17 protein-coding genes and 1 tRNA gene are annotated in these 19,984 nt (G+C 33.6%); 11 read left to right on the top strand and 7 right to left on the bottom strand.

Going from position 1 to position 19,984, the window contains the following annotated elements; genetic code table 11:
• Positions 1–122: 122 nt before the first annotated feature.
• The 6 genes from NAMH_RS04865 to NAMH_RS04840 all read left to right on the top strand — a co-directional run bounded on the left by NAMH_RS04865 (position 123) and on the right by NAMH_RS04840 (position 8,254).
• The gene (locus tag NAMH_RS04865; protein WP_015901926.1) at positions 123–1,550 is read left to right on the top strand and encodes an L-aspartate oxidase; all 1,428 of its coding nucleotides are present in this window, start codon (positions 123–125) and stop codon (positions 1,548–1,550) included.
• Positions 1,543–2,853, top strand: a complete 1,311-nt coding sequence (gene nhaD, locus NAMH_RS04860; protein ID WP_015902672.1) for a sodium:proton antiporter NhaD — start codon at positions 1,543–1,545, stop codon at positions 2,851–2,853. Before NAMH_RS04865 ends, nhaD begins: the two co-directional genes overlap by 8 nt.
• Positions 2,854–2,919: 66 nt before the next feature.
• Positions 2,920–4,455, top strand: coding sequence for a glutamine-hydrolyzing GMP synthase (guaA, locus tag NAMH_RS04855; RefSeq protein ID WP_012663602.1), 1,536 nt, complete (start codon positions 2,920–2,922; stop codon positions 4,453–4,455).
• A 19-nt stretch (positions 4,456–4,474) separates the two neighbouring features.
• Positions 4,475–5,113, top strand: a complete 639-nt coding sequence (locus tag NAMH_RS04850) for a uroporphyrinogen-III synthase (RefSeq protein ID WP_015902106.1) — start codon at positions 4,475–4,477, stop codon at positions 5,111–5,113.
• 317 nt (positions 5,114–5,430) lie between these two features.
• The gene (locus tag NAMH_RS04845) at positions 5,431–7,455 is read left to right on the top strand and encodes a SpoIIE family protein phosphatase (protein ID WP_015902318.1); all 2,025 of its coding nucleotides are present in this window, start codon (positions 5,431–5,433) and stop codon (positions 7,453–7,455) included.
• Positions 7,456–7,465: 10 nt separating this feature from the next.
• Positions 7,466–8,254 (top strand): substrate-binding periplasmic protein, encoded by a 789-nt coding sequence (locus NAMH_RS04840; RefSeq protein WP_012663660.1) that lies wholly within the window; start codon positions 7,466–7,468, stop codon positions 8,252–8,254.
• A gap of 2 nt (positions 8,255–8,256) precedes the next feature.
• Here NAMH_RS04840 and NAMH_RS04835 read toward each other — a convergent pair whose 3' ends face one another.
• The 4 genes from NAMH_RS04835 to fliL form a co-directional block, all read right to left on the bottom strand.
• Complete coding sequence (locus NAMH_RS04835; RefSeq protein ID WP_012664026.1) at positions 8,257–8,838, bottom strand: LPP20 family lipoprotein; 582 nt, start codon at positions 8,836–8,838, stop codon at positions 8,257–8,259.
• Positions 8,839–8,900: 62 nt separating this feature from the next.
• A tRNA-Arg gene (locus tag NAMH_RS04830) sits at positions 8,901–8,977 on the bottom strand.
• Between the two features lie 39 nt (positions 8,978–9,016).
• On the bottom strand, positions 9,017–9,358 hold the full coding sequence (gene acpS / locus NAMH_RS04825; RefSeq protein WP_012663966.1) for a holo-ACP synthase: 342 nt from the start codon (positions 9,356–9,358) through the stop codon (positions 9,017–9,019).
• Positions 9,358–9,879: a flagellar basal body-associated protein FliL gene (gene fliL, locus NAMH_RS04820; RefSeq protein ID WP_012663806.1), complete on the bottom strand. Its 522-nt coding sequence runs from the start codon at positions 9,877–9,879 to the stop codon at positions 9,358–9,360. The genes acpS and fliL overlap by 1 nt, the downstream gene beginning before the upstream one ends.
• Before the next feature lie 49 nt (positions 9,880–9,928).
• Here fliL and NAMH_RS04815 point away from each other — a divergent pair, with 49 nt between their 5' ends.
• Positions 9,929–10,708 carry an MlaE family ABC transporter permease gene (locus tag NAMH_RS04815; protein ID WP_015902373.1) on the top strand — a complete coding sequence of 260 codons (780 nt, stop codon included), beginning with the start codon at positions 9,929–9,931 and terminating at the stop codon, positions 10,706–10,708.
• Between the two features lie 6 nt (positions 10,709–10,714).
• On the opposite strand, the gene ftsZ is transcribed toward NAMH_RS04815, so the two are convergent.
• Genes ftsZ through NAMH_RS04800 form a run of 3 tightly spaced genes read right to left on the bottom strand, consistent with a single transcriptional unit; the run spans position 10,715 to position 14,594 of the window.
• Positions 10,715–11,821 carry a cell division protein FtsZ gene (gene ftsZ / locus NAMH_RS04810; RefSeq protein ID WP_015902757.1) on the bottom strand — a complete coding sequence of 369 codons (1,107 nt, stop codon included), beginning with the start codon at positions 11,819–11,821 and terminating at the stop codon, positions 10,715–10,717.
• Positions 11,822–11,830: 9 nt separating this feature from the next.
• Positions 11,831–13,147 carry a cell division protein FtsA gene (ftsA, locus tag NAMH_RS04805; protein ID WP_015901798.1) on the bottom strand — a complete coding sequence of 439 codons (1,317 nt, stop codon included), beginning with the start codon at positions 13,145–13,147 and terminating at the stop codon, positions 11,831–11,833.
• A gap of 10 nt (positions 13,148–13,157) precedes the next feature.
• Positions 13,158–14,594, bottom strand: a complete 1,437-nt coding sequence (locus NAMH_RS04800; RefSeq protein WP_015902626.1) for a peptidylprolyl isomerase — start codon at positions 14,592–14,594, stop codon at positions 13,158–13,160.
• Positions 14,595–14,671: 77 nt separating this feature from the next.
• Here NAMH_RS04800 and NAMH_RS04795 point away from each other — a divergent pair, with 77 nt between their 5' ends.
• The 4 genes from NAMH_RS04795 (at position 14,672) to htpX (ending at position 19,966) form a co-directional block, all read left to right on the top strand.
• Complete coding sequence (locus tag NAMH_RS04795) at positions 14,672–15,967, top strand: adenosylmethionine--8-amino-7-oxononanoate transaminase (protein WP_012663943.1); 1,296 nt, start codon at positions 14,672–14,674, stop codon at positions 15,965–15,967.
• A gap of 149 nt (positions 15,968–16,116) precedes the next feature.
• Positions 16,117–17,646, top strand: a complete 1,530-nt coding sequence (locus NAMH_RS04790) for an MFS transporter (protein ID WP_015902339.1) — start codon at positions 16,117–16,119, stop codon at positions 17,644–17,646.
• A gap of 77 nt (positions 17,647–17,723) precedes the next feature.
• A complete protein-coding gene (locus NAMH_RS04785; protein WP_012663458.1) occupies positions 17,724–19,004 on the top strand; it encodes a hypothetical protein in 1,281 nt (426 codons plus the stop codon).
• 83 nt (positions 19,005–19,087) lie between these two features.
• Complete coding sequence (gene htpX / locus NAMH_RS04780) at positions 19,088–19,966, top strand: protease HtpX (protein WP_012664004.1); 879 nt, start codon at positions 19,088–19,090, stop codon at positions 19,964–19,966.
• The last annotated feature ends 18 nt before the right edge of the window (positions 19,967–19,984 follow it).

Below are 19,984 nucleotides of genomic sequence, written 5' to 3'. Positions count from 1 at the left end.
TATCGGATGCGGATATAAAGCTGATCCGGTGTGGCCGGGAAAAGAACAAAATAAAGAAGTTAATCAGAGTGATTTAAAAATAATAGAAATAAATTCTACACTGAATATAAAATAGGAGTCATATGAAATTCGATGCAATAATAATAGGTAGCGGAATAGCCGGTATATGGTGTGCCAAATTTTTAAATGACAATGGATATAAAACGCTAATAATTACTAAAAATCAGGTTTGGGATGCCAACAGTTTCTATGCTCAGGGCGGTGTTACAATGGCTCTTGACGAAGCAGACGTTCCTGTACACATTGAAGATACGTTAAAAGCGGGTGTTTTTCATAATAAAAAAGAAATGGTGGAAATTTTAAGTAAACTTTCTTTAAAACTTAAAGAAGAAATAATGAATTACGGTTTCAAATTCGATCCAGAGATCACCAAAGAAGCCGCTCACAGTGTCAGTAGGGTTTATCATGCCGGAGGTGACGCTACCGGGAGGGAACTTCATAAATTTTTATTAAAAAAAGACAGAAGTTATTTACTTGATGAAACGATTGTATTTGACGTACTTTTAAAAAATAATACCGCATACGGTGTTTCTGTATTTAGAAAAAATGAAAAATTCAACATTTATGCTGATCACGTAATATTGGCAAGTGGGGGAATAGGTGCACTTTATAAATTCGATACGAATGCAAGAACGATATCAGGTGATATTCAGGGTATTGCGATTGAAAAAGGTATAAAAGTAAGAGATATGGAGATGACGCAGTTTCATCCGACTGTATTTATTGAAATGAAAACATCTCAAAAAATGCTTCTTACAGAAGCGCTAAGAGGAGAAGGCGCTCACATAGTTGATGAAAACGGTGAAAGGTTTGTATTCGAATATGATGAAAGAGGAGAGCTTGCAGGACGTGATATTGTAAGCCGAGCAATATTTAAACATCAGCAAAAAGGACATAAAGTATTTTTGGATGTAAGTATGTTTGATGAAGAGTTTTTTAAAAACAGGTTTCCGACAATTTACAATAAACTTAGAGACTATGATATAAACGTTCCATATGAAAAAATCCCAATTTCACCTGCATTTCATTACTTTATGGGTGGTATAGCAGTCGATTGCAATTCAAAAGTCGATAATTTTAAAAATTTATATGCCGTGGGTGAAGTAGCAAATACAGGAGTGCATGGAGCGAACAGACTTGCGAGTAATTCTTTGCTTGAATGTTTTGTGTTTGCAAGAAAAGCCGCAGAAAATATTATAAAAGAGAAATTTAAAACAAAACATATCGAATTTGATATAAATAATGAGGAATTGTTTAAAGAAAAAGATAAATATTATAAGAATCTTTTAAGGGAGCAAATGTGGAAAAATGTTGGTATAATACGAAAAGAAAGTGGCTTACAAGAGGCACTTGAGTTTATTGAAAACACTATTCCAAAACTTGGTAGACTCGCTAAACTTAGATTTTTAACAGCACGTGAAATAGTAAAAGCGGCACTAAATAGAAAAATGTCACTTGGTGCACATTATAGAAAGGATGAACATGCATGAAACATTAATTCATGATTTTACACATACTTGGGTTGGGTATTTAGTATTATTGGTATTTGTTGTAGGTTATTATTTTATTGCGACTGAGGAGAAGTTTGAAATAAACAAAGCCAAGCCGGCGCTGTTTATCGGTACTTTTTCTTTTATGCTTATCGGTATTTATTTTGCGGTAAACGGGCTTGATCCTACGCCTCTGCATCATGAAATGCAAAAGCTTATTTTGGAAATTGCCGAAATATTCTTTTTCTTATTTGTGGCAATGACATATATTGAGAGTTTGATAGAAAGAGGTGTTTTTGATGCTCTAAAATACAGACTGATCTCAAGAGGATACAGTTATAAAAAACTTTTCTGGATTACTGGTACATTGGCATTCTGGATTTCTCCAGTGGCTGACAACTTAACTACAGCTCTTATATTATCAACTGTTTTATACACAATTGATAAGCACAATACGAATTTCTTAGTTCCGGGAGCTATTAATATAGTTGTAGCGGCTAATGCCGGGGGTGCTTGGTCACCGTTCGGGGATATTACGACACTTATGGCTTGGACGGCCGGTAAGGGTGAATTTGTTGATTTCTTGGCACTGTTTCCGGCATCAATTATAGGGTGGTTATTAACTGCATGGCTGCTTAGTCTTTTTGTTCCAAAAGGCGAACCGCATTTTGATGCTCTTACAACGCCAAAAACCGAAATAAAAACCGGTGGTATGACAATTGTATACTTAGGTATATTAACTATTACAATAGCGGTATTCGGACATATTTTCTTACATTTCCCAGCAATGTGGGGTATGATGTTTGGTTTGGCTATTTTACAGCTTTATACGTTTTATCATAAAAGAAAACATAAAGAACATATCAATATTTTCGTCAATATGGCAAAAGTAGAAAATGATACATTGCTTTTCTTCTTTGGTATTCTTTCAGCCGTAGGAGCGCTTTATTTCCTTGGATGGTTGATGTATGTTACGAAACTTTATGAAATAATAGGGCCTACATATGGAAATATCGGTGTAGGGTTTATCAGTGCGATTGTAGATAACGTGCCTGTAATGGCTGCGATTCTAAAAGCCAATCCTCCTATGGGAGCTGATGAATGGATGCTTGTAACGCTTACAGCTGGTATCGGTGGTAGTATGATTAGTTTCGGTAGTGCCGCAGGTGTTGGTGTTATGGGTAGAATGAGAGGTGTTTATACATTCGGAAGCCATATGAAATATGCATGGACTGTTGTACTTGGATACTTTCTAAGTATTGCAATCTGGTATGTACAATTCGAACTTTTAGGGATTTATTAATCCCTTTTTTTGTTTATTATTTGATTTTGAGAAATTAAATAATAAGCAAAAATTTAAAGGAGTAAAATGCAAGTTGAAATACTAATACTTGATTTTGGTAGTCAATATACACAATTGATAGCAAGAAGACTAAGAGAAGAGGGTATATACAGTGAAATAGTACCTTACTTTGACGGTCTAAAAGCTGCAAAAGAAAAAAAACCTAAAGGTATTATTTTCAGTGGAGGACCTGCGAGTGTTTATGAAAAAGACGCATACAGAGTTGATAAAGAAATATATGAATTAGGGCTTCCTATCCTTGGTATATGTTACGGAATGCAGTTAATTACTGTTGACTTCGGAGGAGAAGTTGTAAGGGCTGACCATCATGAATACGGGAAAGCCGAGCTTTTTATTGATGAACCGCATAAACTGTTTGATGATGTAAGTAATCCTACAATCGTTTGGATGAGTCACGGTGACAGAGTTGAGAAATTGGCTCCCGGATTTAAAAGAATTGCTCATACTTCAAACGCACCTTATGCTGCAATCGTAAATGAAGAAAAAGAGATTTACGCAATTCAGTTCCATCCTGAAGTTACTCACAGCGTTGAAGGTCAGAAAATTTTAAGAAACTTCGCAAGAAACGTATGTGGTGTAACAAGCAAATGGGATATGGCGCACTTCGCAAAAGAACAGATTAAAAAAATCAGAGAACAAGTTGGTGACAATAAAGTAATATGTGCATTAAGCGGAGGAGTTGACAGCTCTGTTACAGCAGCGCTTTTACATGAAGCTATAGGTGATAAACTTGTACCTATTTTTGTGGATACCGGACTTCTTAGAAAAAATGAAAGAGAGCAGGTGGAGCATGCATTTAAAAACGTACTTCACGTACCTTTAATTACAGTTGATGCAAGAGAAAAATTCTTAAGTAAACTAAAAGGCGTTGTGGATCCTGAAGAGAAAAGAAAAATTATCGGGCATACGTTTATCGAAGTGTTTGACGAAGAAGCAAAAAAACACAAAGACGCTAAATTCTTGGCACAGGGAACACTGTATCCTGACGTAATTGAAAGCGTAAGCGTAAAAGGCCCTTCTAAAACAATTAAATCGCATCATAATGTTGGCGGACTTCCTGATTGGATGCAGTTCGAACTTATTGAACCTTTAAGAGAACTTTTCAAAGATGAAGTTAGAAAACTTGGAATCGAACTTGGTCTTCCAAGTGAGCTTGTATACAGACATCCGTTCCCTGGACCTGGACTTGCTATTAGAATTATGGGTGAGGTTAATGAAGAAGATCTAAACATATTAAGAGAAGCCGACGCTATTTTAATTCAGGAACTAAAAGCATGGGGACTATACAATGATGTATGGCAGGCTTTTGCGGTACTTCTTAACGTAAGAAGTGTTGGTGTTATGGGTGATAACAGAACATATGACAATACCGTAGCAATCAGATGCGTAAGCTCGACAGACGGTATGACGGCGACATTCAGTCATTTGCCTCATGAGTTTCTTGAGAGGGTAAGCACAAGAATTATCAACGAAGTTGACGGAATCAACAGAGTTGTTTATGATATTTCAAGTAAACCGCCTGCAACAATCGAGTGGGAATAATTTAAGTGAAAAGTTAAAAGTGAAAAGTGAATTACCTATATATCTTTTAACTGATCAGAAAATTGACGGAGTTGAGAATTACCCGGTAATCAAAATTAATTTTCTTTCTCCCTCTTTCTCTTTTGAAAATATCGACTATCTTATTTTTACTTCAAAAAACGGCGTACGGGCTGTTAACAATCTTACAGACGAATGGAAAAACTATCCTTCATTAGCTATAGGTAAAGCAACTGCAAACGAAATAGAAAAATTAGGTGGCAAGGTTGAATATATTGCGAAGTCAGCTTACGGAGATGAATTTGCAAAAGAGATTAATCAAATATATAAAAACAAAACTTTTCTTTTTTTCAGAGCCAAAAAATTAGTATCAAAAATTCAAAAAGAATTTATAAACAACACTTTAAAAGAAGTAATTATTTATGAAACGGTCTGTAATACGCCTGATGAACAGTTTAAAAAGCCATCGATAGTTATTTTTACTTCTCCTTCTACAGTTAAATGTTTTTCAAAAATACTAACTTTTGAAAACATAGTGACCATAGCTATCGGTAATAAAACTAAAAAAGAGCTTTCTAAATTTACTACAGAAATATTTATGCCTACTACACCTTCAATTAATGAATGTATTAAACTTGCAAAATCCCTAAAAATACGCTAAAATTAAATTAATAAAAGTTGATTGAAAACTACAAAACTTCTTGATTTTACTCAAAAAATCTGATAAAATTCCGCTCAACCTGGGAGGTGTCGCTACCCGCACATTTTGGGGCCCTACAACCAATTTTATAGAGGAGACGGTAGGGCCGGGGTGTGTGGCGGCTTATGCTGCCCCTAAACCGGTCCTCCTATCCTCAATCTGTGACTTGGCGGAGCCCAAAGTCACTGCGTGAACGCCCTCCCGGGTCTTATTTATTATTTACACTTTATCACTACCTCAATATATGCTATAATAAAAGAAAATGATTGAGGTTTTTAATGGTAAAATTTAAAAATAGTATAGTATTCAAAGTTTTAATAATAATTATAATTCTTCAAAGTATAATATGGATATGGATAGCGACTTCTATTAAAAATCACCAGGCTGAAATTTTAAAAACACTCAATTCCCAGCAGAAACAATTTGTTGTTAATTTTATTGAAGAACAAAAAGAAAAAACTAAAGAAAAAACTCTTTGTAACCTTAAAAAAATAATCAACTTTTCAAAAACCACTTTTAGTTATTCATTGTTTAATTACCAAGAAGAAGCGGCAAAAAAAATACTTGATGATGTTTTATTGGAAGATGACGTAATAAAAGGTGTGGTTATATATGATACTGTTGCCAAATCAGTTTTTCTTTCAGCATATAAAGACCATGGTAAAAAAATATTTTCTTCAAAAGATTTACCGGAGCAATTTAAAAAATTTAAATATATAAAAAAAGAGCTTATTTACAATAACGAACCTATCGGTTACGTTAAAGTGTATTATGATTTGACACCTGTTCTTCAACATTTAAACGAAATGGAACAAAACGAATTAAAACTTGTAAATATTAAATTCAATCAAATATATAACGCTACATTACAAAAAGAGAAAATGCTGTTTTTATATTTTGTAATTGCCGCACTGTTTACAATAGTAATTTTAATTTTTATATTAAATGAATTCATAAACAAACCGCTTAAAGAAATAAGAAAAGGTTTAGAAAGATTTTTCAATTTCTTAGCAAATCCGAAATTAAAAATTCAACCTATTAGAATAAACACAAAAGATGAGTTTGGAGAGATAGCGAACTTTACAAATAAAGGTATTGCAGTTAGTTCTAAATTACATAGAGAGCTTTCTGAGCTTATGAATGTAATAGATAAGTACGTAATTATCAGCGAGTTCAATGAAAAAGGTGAAATAATTGATGTTACAAAAGCTTTTTGCGAGACTTGCGGATATTCAAAAAACGAAATTCTTAATAAAAAATTGGATATATTTAAAAATATAAAATTAGACGAAATAATTAAAAACGTTAACAAAAACGGTATATGGAACGGTGAAGTTAAGTGTGTTTCAAAAGACGGAAAAGATTATTGGCTTTATTCGCACATGACTAAAAAATGTATGTTTGATGATGAGTGTAAATATATAATGATTTCATACAATATTACAGATAAAAAAGAATTAGAAAAATTAAAAAATCATTTGGAAGATTTAGTAGAACAAAAAACAAGTAAAATAAAAGCTCTTCTAAATATGACGGAAGAAAGTATCAGATATGCTTCATTAATACAAAAATCAATACTTCCGTCTGAAAAGGTGTTTGCAAAATGTTTTAAAGATTATTTCGTAATCTGGGAGCCTAAAGACGTACTCGGCGGTGATATATATTTTCTTGACGAAGTGAGAAAAAATGAATTTTTATTAATGTTAATCGATTGTACGGGACACGGTGTTCATGGCGCGTTAATGACAATGCTCGTAAAAGCTGTGCAAATGCATATTATAAACGAATTAAGTCTTTCTGAAAAAGAAATTTCTCCTGCTGAAATATTGGAAAAATTTAATGTTTCCATTAAATCAATATTGAAACAATACAATAAAGACTCAACTTCAAATGCAGGATTTGACGGAGCTATTATATATTACAACAAAGAAAAAAATATATTTAAATTTTCAAGCGCAAATGTACCGATATTTTATTTAGATGAAAATGAAGAGGTCAAAACTATAAGAGGAAATAAACGCTCAGTTGGAGATGTGTTTACAGATATTAATTATAAGTACACCGAATACGATATTAATATAAAAGAAGATATGAAATTTTATGTCACGACTGACGGATTTTTAGATCAGTTGGGAGGGGAAAGCGGATTCCCGTTTGGTAAAAAAAGATTTATGATGTTAATACAAAAATATCATAACAGCAGTTTTAGTTTACAAAAAGAACTTTTCTTGGAAGAATTGAGAAAATGGCAAAAGGATGAAATGAGAAACGATGATATTGCAGTAATCGGATTTAAAATATAAGGGGGTGTGAATGAAAATATTATTGGCAATAATTCTTGGGTTTAGTTTATATGCTAAAGATATATTGTACATATGTGATGACGGAGCTGAATGGCCGCCTTTTGTATTTTATAAAAGAGTTAATGGTAAAGTTGATAAAAGTAAGGTTGTAGGTGCTTTGGTTGATATGTATAATGTGATGTTTAAAGATCTTAACATTACATATAAACTTGATCTTCTTCCATGGAAAAGGTGTACTTATTTAGTATCAGTATATGACAGAGCAAAAAAATATGCTATTTTCCCAGGTCTTTATTCCAAAGAAAGGGCAAAAATATTATATATTACAAAACCAATATATACAACTCACCAAGTAATATGGTTTTCGAAAAAAAGATTTACCAAAGATGAAATACTTAATAAAGTTAAAAATGATATTAATTCTTTAAGAATATGTGACGTAAACGGTTATAACACTTCATTTTATTATACAGTGTTTAATTTGGATAAAAATAAAACAATTAATCAAGAAGCAACAAGTCAATGTGCTGTTTTGAAAAAAATATCCGCAAATAGGTGTGATATTATGGTTGCTTCTAAAGAGGCAATTTTAGGATATCAGATGATTGGTAAATGTAAGATTCCGGAAGATATCTCATATGTTCCTTATGATAAGTTAAAAACTTCCAAATTCAGACTTTTTATCTCGAAAAAATATCCTAAAGCAAAAGAACTGTTGCAAAAAATAAATAAAGAAATTGAAAAAATGGATAAAAGCGGAATTAGAGAAAAAATTTTAAAAAAATGGATAAAAGAGTAAATTTAATAGCTAAACTCTTTATCTATAGCTTCATCTAATTCTTTTTGTGCTTTTTCTGCTTGAAATTTTTGCCATAACGCTTCTTCATTTTTCAAAGAAGATTTAATCACTTCTTTTGCTTTTTGGGCATTTAACGGAACTCCGACTAATACGTACAGTGTTTTATCAGGTGCAATCCACATATTAAGCTGTTTTGAGCCTATCAAAGTCTGTTTTGTTAACTGTTTGGATACATATTCAGTAGCTTTTTCAACTGAATCGGTATTTGCACCTGTTGTAGCCATGTAATTTTTAAACATGTTTTTTACTTTTATTTGTAATTGTTTTGCTATTTCATCTCTTGCTATTGCAATTGCTTCACTTCTTTGAAAGCTAAATCCTAAAGGAGTTGGTTTTGCACTTCCTACGGCTGTTATATAATCTTTAATATCACCTCCGGTACATACCCATTTTGGAGCCTCGGTATTTTGTATAATACATTCTCCACTAACTTGAGGAGCAGATTGGGGTTTTGGAGCTTCTTTTGATGAACAACCAATAAATAACATACCTGCACTTACTATTAAAGCAATTTTTAGTTTCATTGTAAGCCTTTTTTAATAATTATAGCATATGTAAGATTATAATAAGAGGGATTAAGAATATGTGGCGTCCCCGGCGCGATTCGAACGCACGACCCCCACCTCCGCAGGGTGGTGCTCTATCCAGCTGAGCTACGGGGACTCGGAATGAAATTATACAAAGAAAAAACAAAAATGTAAATTATTTTAACAGTATAACTGCGGCAATTGCAAAGCCTCCGTCGTGAGAGATTGATAAATCGGCTTGTTTGATGTTGAATTTATTAAGTGTTTTTGTAGTAAAAAAAGGTTTTCCTTTTTGATCTTTTGATATTTCTATATCTAAAAAAGAGCATTCACTACCTATCCCCGTACCTAACGCTTTTGAAAAAGCTTCTTTTGCAGCCCAAAAACCGGCTGCATTTTGAGAAGATTTAGTTAATAAGATTTCTGATTCGTTTAAAAATCTTTTTAAGGCTTTTTCACCGAATTTATTGATCATTTCGTCTATTCTCGAAATTGAAACAATATCAATGCCTATCATTATTGTATTACAAACTCCGTGAAATAAACATGTCTTATTTCTCCGGTTGTAAGCAATTCATTTATTTTTCTTTTTATTTCTTCTTTTAGTTTTTCTTTACCTTTTGCAGTTTGAATTTCTTCAACTGTTTTACTTGAAAGAATTCTAATGATTAAATCCCTAATAGCCGGAAGTTTTTTATCAACTTCTTGTTGTAATTCAGGCGAATCAAGCTCAAGGTCAATTTTACATTTTAAATATCTGCTTGAATTATTTGAAACAAGATTTACAATAAATTGGTCTAACGGATAAATAGGACCTATCTCAGTCATGTTTTCAACTTTTTTCTTTTTCTCAATTTTTTGAGGTTCTTGAGGCTGATTTGCCTGTTCTTCATCTCCCCCGCTTAATAAAAAGTAAGCAACCAATCCACCTACGATAAGCAAAATAAGTAATAATACGATAATCACAATTAATAAGAGTTTACTGCCGCCTTCTTTTTTCTCTTCTTGAACTTCTTGATTCTCTTTTTCTTCAGCCATTTTCATCCTTTATTTAAGTTTGTTATAATTTTAGCAAAAAAGGTTTGTTTTGATAAGTGACTTCTTTTATATTATCGGTAAAAGTGCAATTGATTTTATAGAGGGTTTGGGTAAATTCACTATATTTCAGTTAAAACTATTACCACTTTTTCTTAAACCTCCATTTAGAATCAGACAGATATTTGAACAGATAAATTTTATGGGATTCGGAAGTTTGGGGGTTATATTTTTAACTTCATTTTTTACAGGTCTTGTAGAAGCTGTACAGTTATATAACGGGTTTCATAAATTTGGGGTAGAAGATTTTATGGGTTATACGATATTTATATCAATATGTAAGGAATTAGGACCTGTTTTTGCGGCTTTGATGGTTGTGAGTAGGGGAATTAGCGCTTATGCAGCCGAACTTGGCAGTATGAGGGTTACAGAGCAGATAGACGCGCTTGATGTTATGGCTGTCGATTCAAAACAGTACTTGATTGTACCAAGAATTATAGGAACTATAATTTCCCTTCCTCTTTTAATACTTTTTTTTGATGCGGTTGCAAATATCGGTGCATATTTGATTTCTGTTTATACATTGGACGTAAACGGATATACTTATATCGAAAACATAAAACAGTTTGGCGAGTTGGGTGATTTTACTGAAGGTATTGTTAAAGGTATAGTATTCGGCTATTTAATAAGTGCGGTTGGTACATATATTGGATATAACACAAGGGGAGGTGCTAAAGGTGTAGGTGTTAGCACAACGAAAGCAGTTGTGATTTCTTCTATTTTAATCTTTGTAGCAGATTATATTGTATCTGCGTTTTATTTAATCTTTTAGAAGGAATTAATCCTTCATTCTTCTTAAATATGCCGGAATATCAAGAGCGTCACTGTCAAGTTCAATTCCGCCTACAACTTTTTTAGTAAATGATTGCATAATTTCTTCTTTTATATCATTAACCGGTTTTTTTTCGGTTTTACCTTTTTCAAAACCTGTAGCGACAATAGTTACTTTAATTTCATCAGGTGCTAAGCTGTTGTCTGTAGTTGTACCGAATATAATATCAGCGTCTTCATCAGCTTTTTCATATACGATATTCATACCTTCATCAATTTCCGCAAGAGGATAATCGTCATGTAATGTAAAGTGAACAAGTACACCCATAGCACCGTCGATTGAAAGATTATCAAGCAATGGTGATTCGATTGCTTTTTTAATGGCGTTAAATGCGGCGTTTTCACCTTGATCTTGTCCCATACCCATAAGAGCAAGCCCTTGATGAGACATAACAGTTCTAAGGTCGTTAAAGTCAACGTTGATATCGTTTTCACCGTAGCTGATAACCATGTTTGAAATACCGCCTACAGCTTGGTATAAAACATCATCAACAAGTGCAAACGCTTCTCTTCTTCCGACTTTTCTGTCAATAATTGTAAGAAGTTTTTCATTTGGAATTACTACGATTGAGTTTGCTTCTTGTTTAAGTTCCGTTGTACCTGCTTCTGCAAGTTTTTTTCTTTTAGGTCCCTCAAAAGGAAAAGGTTTAGTAACAACTCCGATTGTAAGAGCACCTACTTCTTTAGCAGCTCTTGCAATTACAGGTGCTGCACCAGTTCCGGTTCCACCGCCCATACCTGCAGAAATAAATACAAGGTCTGCTCCTTGAAGCGCTTCTTTTAGCTCTTCATATGTTTCTTCTGCAGCTTTCATACCGATTTCCGGTTTCATTCCCGCACCAAGTCCGTTTGTAAGACGTGAACCGAGTTGTATTTTTTTATGAGCTTTACTTGTTTTAAGCGCTTGTATGTCAGTGTTTGCGGCTATTAACTCAACTCCTTTAATTCCTTGAGTTGCGATATAGTTTATCATATTATTACCGCCGCCTCCGACACCGATTACTTTTATTACCGGTCCGTCTATTGATTCGTTTATTTTGAATAATTCGTTCATGTTCTCCCCTTAAAATAGATTATTTAACCAAGTGATGAATTTTTTGAATGGATTAACACCCTGAGGTTTTTGTGATGCGATATTTGCAAGTTCCTCCTTTTCATCTATTTGTTTAGATTCGTTTTGAGATTCTTCTTCAAAATGAATATCAAATACATGTTCAGATTTGAACTGTTGATTAGAGTCTTTTTCATATTTGTTGTTTTCGCCGTTACCGTATAAAAGTAAGCCTATTACTGTCGCATATTCAGGTGCCTGTAAATTTTCAACAAGCCCGTTGATTACTTTAGGTCTTCCGACTCTAACAGGATGTCCGTCAAAAAATTGAGATGCGATTTCTTTTACGTTATAGAAGTTCGTGAATCCTCCTGTTAAAACAATTCCGGCTCCAAGTTTCGGTTTTAAACCGCTTCTTTCGATTTCTTTGTTCAGAAGTAAAAACGTCTCTTCAACCCTTGCACTTATAACTTGTGTAATTGTTGTTAAAGACGCTTTTTGTTTTTCGTTTTCATTTCCGATAACTGAAATTTCAATTAAATCCTCATCTGTTTTAATTAGCTCTTCAAAATGTGTTTTAATATATTCTGCTTCACTCGGAGTAGTGTGCAGTGCCATTGAGAGGTCACTTGTTATATGATGGCTTCCGACAGCTAAAAAGTCGGTATATCTAAGTGCTTTATTTAAATATATCGCAAGATCGGAAGTAGTCGCACCTATGTCTATAACTGCTACTCCCAAATCTTTTTCATCTTCGTTTAGAACTGCAAGAGCACTTGCATATCCGGCATTTACAATATTTACTATTTCAATTCCAGCTTGTTTGAATGTTTTTTTAAGGTTTTCCATGCCGGCTTTTTGAGCGATTATAATATGTAAAGAAACTTCAAGTCTACTTCCGCTCATTCCCTGAGGGTCTTCGATTTCACTCAGTTCATCTACTTTAAAGTCATAAGGAATAGCTTGAAGGACAACATAATCGTTTGGAATTGTAGCATTATAAAGAGCGGTTTGGATGGCTCTGTTGATTTCTTTTAGAGTTACTTCATTACCCGGAATGTTAACAATTCCATTGCTTTTAATGCTTTGTGTATAAGTTGAAGAGATAGAAACAATCGCCTTATTGATATCAATTCCTGCTATTCTTTTAGCATCACTTACCGCATGCTTAATTGATTTGGCTGCTTCGTCTATATTCGTTATAGCACCTTTTTTAATACCTTTACTTTTTGCTATTCCCACCCCGCTGATAGATAGTTCTTCATCCGCATTAGCAATTATTGCGATTGTTTTGTAACTACCTACATCAATAGCTAAGATTGACTTCAATTTTCTTCCTTTATTTTACATAACTTACAATGTTGTATTTTGCCATTAAATCTTTAATTAAATCGTCAAGAAGCGCTGCATTTAAAGTAGCGTCGGCCATTGCAGCAACTTGCTCTTTGTTTTTTTCATATTTAGCTTTATCCAGCAACTTCTGTTCCAAAACTTTGTAAACAACGGCTTTTTGAGGATTTAATGCAGGAATAAGTAAATAATTTTTATTTAATTCCAAACTGAATTCAGTAAATAGAAACTCAGTTGCTTCTTGGGGACTCAAACCTTTAATTTTGTTAGCGTCGTATTTTGTAACGAATCCCGTTTTAGTTCCGTTGAATCCTTTTAATGCTTCTTTCGCTTTGTTTTCAAGAGCTTGTAATGTTTTTATGTTTAAAAGATCTTTTGTTACCTGTGCTTTTGCTTCTTCATATGGTAAAGGTTTCGGTTTGATTTCTTCTACAAGTTTTGCACTGATGTATTCGTTGTTATCCACAAATGGTTTTAAATATCCAGTTTGAATCAGTTTTTGCATTTTTTCGGCCGGTATTATTTTATTGTTAATAGTAAGTGTTAACAGTTCATAATTCTCAGCACCTTCTTTGAGTTTTTTATAAGCAATAATTGCGTCTTTTTTAGATATTTTTGCAAGATAATCTTTTTTTACCTGATTTTTTGCTTCTTCGTAAGTTAAAATTTCACCTTTATCGTTTCTGTAATTAGTTTTATTTTCATTATAGAATGCTTTTAAATCGTTTTCAGTGGCAACGCCTTTTATTGGAGTTTTTACGATTGCGATTTTATACATTGTAGGTGATTGATATTTTTGTTTGTTTTTTTCCCAGAATGCTTTTATTTCATCTTCGCTAAGATTAACTTTTACTGATGATTTATTAATTATTTTAATTTCTAAATTATCGCTGTTATATAAAGCGCTTGCAAAAGTCAGCTGTAGTGTTTTTGACGGTTTGATGTGCAATGCCGTAAGAAGTTTTTGAATTAAAAGTTGTTTTCTGAGTTTAGCTTCAAAATCTTTAGCTTTTTGTCCTGTTTGTTTTAAATACATTAAATATGTTTTTTTGTCTTTGAAATATTGAAGTACCTGTTTAGCAACTTCTTCGTCTGTTACATACATTCCAAGGTCTTTTGCGTACTGTCTTAAAATACCCTGCTGAATCGCCATATCAAAAGCTTGTTTTTTAAGCCCCATTTTTTCTGCAGTTGCGTCATCTAAAGTCCCGCCTAACTGTTTGTTTTTTTCTTGGAATAGATTATTATAAACTTCCTGTACATCTTGAATGCTAACTTCGGTATCTTTAATTTTTGCAACTGTTGAGCTTTTTCTTCCGAACTGAAACTGACCCCATCCTACAAATCCTGCTCCGATAAATGCTATTGTCGCTATCCATATAGTAATTACCAGCCATTTTCTATGCGTCTGCATCCATTCAATCATTTTTTTCCTTTGGTATAAAATCTTACACGTTTTTTGATATTATAATAAAAAAAAACGTCCTAAAAAAGGGATTTTCGATGAAAAATCAAGAAATTATGCAAAAAGATCTAAAATTTAACTGGCATCCCTGTACTCAAATGAAAGATCATGAGTTTTTACCTATTATTCCTATTAAAAAAGCTAAGGGCGTATGGCTTGAGGATTTTGAAGGAAACAAATATATTGATGCGATAAGCAGCTGGTGGGTAAATAATTTAGGACACTCAAACGAATACATAAATAAAAAAATAAATGAACAGTTAAATACTCTTGAACATGTCATATTTGCAGGGTTTACTCATGAAGGAGCCGTAAGGCTTAGTGAGAGGCTTTGTAATTTAACCGGGTTTGATAAAGTTTTTTATGCCGATAACGGAAGCAGCGCAGTGGAAGTCGCCATTAAAATGGCGTTTCATTACTGGAAAAACAAAGGAGAGGTAAGAGAGCTGTTTTTAAGTCTTAAAAATTCATATCACGGTGAAACAATAGGAGCGTTAAGTGTCGGAGATGTAGGACTTTACAAAGATACCTATAAAGAAATTCTGATTAAAAACATAACTATTCCTATTCCTGCCGATCAAAGCGAAAAAGAAGCCGAAAAAGCTCTAAAAGAAGCCGAAAAAGTTTTCGAAAAACATCATAAAAATATTTCTTCTCTTATAATCGAGCCGCTTGTACAGTGTGCGGGATATATGAAAATGCATTCGCCTTTGTTTGTTAAAGGGCTAAGGGAGCTTTGTAATAAGTACAATATCCTAATGATTGCGGATGAAATTGCCGTGGGATTCGGTAGAACTGGTACAATGTTTGCGTGTGAGCAGGCGGGGATTAAACCTGATTTTATGTGTCTGAGCAAAGGGCTTACCGGAGGTTATCTGCCTCTAAGCGTTGTACTTACTACTGATGAAATATATATGGCTTTTTACTGTGATTATGAAGAACTAAAAGCCTTTTTGCATTCACATTCATATACGGCAAACCCACTCGGAATTGCTGCTGCGAATGCAGTATTAGACCTATTTGAAAGAGACAATATTCTTGAAAATAACAGACAAAAATCAAAATATATCTGGGATAAAATACAAAAATTCAACGATTTACCGAATGTAAAAGAGATACGCCAGACCGGTATGATTACGGCTATTGAAATGATTGATTATCCGTGGCAGGAGAGAAAAGGACTTAAAGTTTACGAATACGGTCTGAAAAACGGTGTGCTTTTAAGACCTCTTGGGAATGTAATATATTTTATGCCCCCTTTCATTATCAATTATGATGAAATAGATCAAATGATTGATGTTGCGTATGAAGGAATAAAAAAAGTAGGTGAGTAGTTAAGTTGTGAAGTGAATAAAGAAGGATGAGTTCCAGGTTCCAAGTAGAAATGAGAGAATTAAGGATGTAGTGTGTAAGATTTAGATATGTTATTTTCAAAATCTTCAATCCTAAAACCTAAACTAATTTTAAAAATGGAGAATTAAGAATGATAAATGTTAAAGAAGCTATTAAAAATTCACTTTTAAATCCCATCAGGCATTTTAAGCTGCGTTACCTGCCGCTTTTAATGATATATTTTGCATACGGAGCAAGCGGAATTAGTGGAGTTGCCGAAACGTTTTGGGTAAAAGAGGAGCTAAAGCTTTCGGCTACCGCACTTGTGAGCCTTGGTGTGTGGCTGAGTATTCCGTGGACTATTAAGATGGTGTTCGGACAGCTTGTGGACAGTGTACCGATACTCGGGTCTCAAAGAAGGGTATATGTATATATCGGAGCTTCACTTATTGCTCTCGGGACGATTTTACTTATTGGGCTGGCGGGAGATTATCCGTGGGCTAAATTTGCGAGTAAGGAAAATGTGTATATTATTTCCGCACTTCTAAGCGTTATCGGGTTTGTGCTTCAGGATGTTGTGGCGGATACGATGAGTACTGAGGTGGTTGATAGAAACCAGCCCGAAGAGATTGTCCAGGAAGAGCTTGCTTACGTGCAGATTCTTGGGCGTCTTGCTATATCCCTCGCCGGTGTAATGGTTGCAGGGCTCAGCGGATGGCTTGCTCAGATTTATTCGTATGAGACAATTTTTAAAATTTCCCTTATTATTCCGGTTATATCCGTTATCGGTGTGACTATAGTAAAACTCGATGTCGCAAAGCCTTCTCCTATCAATTGTAAGATACTGTGTGGAGGGCTCGCTTTTGCCGTTTTTGTGGTACTAATGGGATACGGGCAGTATCAGCAGTGGCATAACCAAATTCTTGCTTTTATTTTTAAATATTCCCAGGAAATAGTATTTTTGGTAAGTTTCAGTGTTATTGCTTATATGTTGAGCCTTCTTTTAGACGATATTGATCCGAAAACCAAAAGTTTTATTATTAAAACCGCAATTATTATTTTCGTATACCGTGCAATGCCGAGTGTGGGTCCCGGGCTGCAGTGGTGGGAGATAGACATACTTCATTTTGACAAGGCGTTTTTTGGAACGTTATCGCAAATAGGAGCGATTCTTTCAATTCTCGGAATGTGGCTTTTTAGTGATTTTATTGCCAAAAAGCCCGTTCATTATACGCTTATCTGGCTGACTGTGATTACTACAATTCTGTTTTTACCAATAATTGGGCTATATTACAACATTCCTCAGAGTATGGGGATAGATCCTAAAACGGTAGCGGTAATTGATACGGCTCTTGAATCACCGTTTGCACAGCTTAGTATGATACCGCTTCTTACACTTATAGCCATATACGCACCTGAGGGTAAAAGGGCTACATGGTTTGCCCTGATGGCAAGCCTTATGAACCTGGCACTTACCGCAGGAGGACTCTTTACAAAGTATCTCAATGAGATATTTGTAGTCAGCCGTAAGGTTGTTGAGAACGGACATGTTGTAATGCCTCAGGATTATTCAAACCTTGGAATTTTGATGATTATAGTTACGGTACTGAATGTAACGATTCCTATAGTTACTATTTACTATTTGATGGTTGTGAAAAGGGATAAAAAGATGGTAATATAAAAAGGTAATGCTACACTTGCTATACAAATTATGGTAAAACTTTATATAAATTTAATTAATTTATAAAAGGAAATAATATGGGATATGTGTTGTCGAGACAAGAAATTATTGAACTTTTAGCTGAGTTTGTCAGAGGTACTATTACAGAAAAAGATGATAGATATATTATTACAATTACACGCCGAGAAACATCAATTGAACTCAATGCAAAATTTTCAGAAGTTGATAAAATTTCTACAATATTATCAAACTTAGAAATTAGTGATGAAACAGCTTTACATAATGATTTCAACTATGAAATCATAGTGAGAGAAGAATCTTCTATTCCAATACGCAGAATCAGAGATGATGAAATAAAAGTAAATAATGAAGAAAATGGTTTATTATATGAGCTTTCTCCAGCATCCGATGCTTATTTAGTTTGGTTATTAAATGAAATTAAGCAAAATTTATCTTTACGTGACTTTAGGTTTAGTTTTTTCTATAGCCCAAAAATAGAGAAATTTTTAGAAGAGGAAGATGAAGTTAGTCTTATTGAGTTCATTCGATTAACTTCAAGGAGATTTTTAACATTAAAAATTCTTTCTGACAAAAAACAGAGTCCATTCCAGTTTTCAAAATTAGCTTATGCTTTTCTATTTCATATTGGTTATAATTTAGACATTGCATTGGTTCCTCAGCGACTATTAGAAGAAATAACTCGTAGAGGAAGAATAACTCGTATGCGTCGTTCAAGAGTAGATGAAATAGACCCTCCAAGACGAATATATAATGAAAATTTAGTTCAACATTACTTACTCGCGGTATCTACAGATAATCCAGTTATTGAATATCTTTCTTATTATCATATTTTAGAGCATTTTTATGAAGCAGTATTTAATGATGATTTATTAGAAACTATTAAATCTAAAATTACAGATCCAGGATTTTCTTATAAAAGAAAAAAAGATATAGGACAGTTAATAAATACTATAAAACGTTCATTGCAAATTAGAAAAGAAACTATTACTTTTAGTGAAAGCGAAGCATTAAGACTTTGTTTAATTAAATACGTTTCATTATCAGATTTAAAAACAAAATTATCTGAATATGATGAGACTATTTTAGAATATTATAAAACTACAAAAGTAGAATTTTCTAATGGAAATGAAGTTGATTTAGAAAATGATAATGAAGAAAATGTTTTTAAATTATTAACTAAGAGAATTTATTCTACAAGAAATGCTTTAGTCCATAGTAAGGATGGTGATAAAACGAAATATACACCATTTAAAGATGATAGAATTCTTGTAAAAGAAGTACCACTAATGAGATTTATTGCTGAAATGGTAATTCTTAAAGAATCTTCAATTCAATAAATATTTTAAATAATTAAACATATTGACTAAGTTATAACTTTTAGTTATAATACTAAAAAAACTTGAGTAAAGGAGAATAAAGTATGGCAATTGTAATGTTAATACTAATGAACTTAGCCGTAATGGCTTCGATATATCTTACAATATTTTTGATTGAGGCGTTTTTCGGCGTAAGACTTGATCAGGGAACAATTAGCGGTCTTTTGATTTTATCATTTATAGTTGGATTCAGTGGTGCTTTGATATCGCTGTTTATGTCTAAATGGTTGGCAAAAATGAGCGCAGGGGTTAGAGTAATTGAAACTCCGAGCAATGAGGCCGAAGCATGGCTTGTGAACACAGTGGCAAAACTCGCAAAAGAAGCGGGTATCGGAATGCCTGAAGTTGGTGTTTTTGACGGACCTCCTAATGCTTTTGCGACAGGATGGAACAGAAACGATGCACTTGTAGCGGTTTCGACAAGTCTTTTTGATTTAATGGAACTTGATGAAATAGAAGGTGTGCTTGCTCACGAAATAAGCCACATAAAACACGGAGATATGATTACGATGACTCTGCTTCAGGGTGTACTTAATACATTTGTGTTTTTCATCTCACGTCTTATTGCACAGATTATTGCACCGAAAGACGAAGAAGGAAACGTATCTCCTTTTGCATATATGGCGATAAGTTTTGCACTTGAAATGCTTTTAAGTATTTTTGCGACAATGCTTGCAATGTGGTTTAGCAGATATAGGGAATATAAAGCGGATGCCGGTGCCGTAAGACTTGACGGACCACAGGGAATTTATTATGCACTTGCAAAACTCGGGCAGATTCCGAAAGACCAGGTTGCATTACCGAGTGATATGAAAGCCTTTGGTATTGTAGGGTTTTTAGATCTATTCAGTTCACATCCGCCTATTGAAAAAAGACTTGAAAATATTAAAAAAGTTGCAAGAGAGATGGGATACAACATATAATTGAGAATGGAGAATTGA

The sequence above is a fragment of the Nautilia profundicola AmH genome (genome assembly GCF_000021725.1).
Lineage (GTDB): Bacteria > Campylobacterota > Campylobacteria > Campylobacterales > Nautiliaceae > Nautilia > Nautilia profundicola.
Note: the sequence above shows the minus strand (reverse complement) of the source record. Positions and strands in the feature narration are given on the sequence as shown.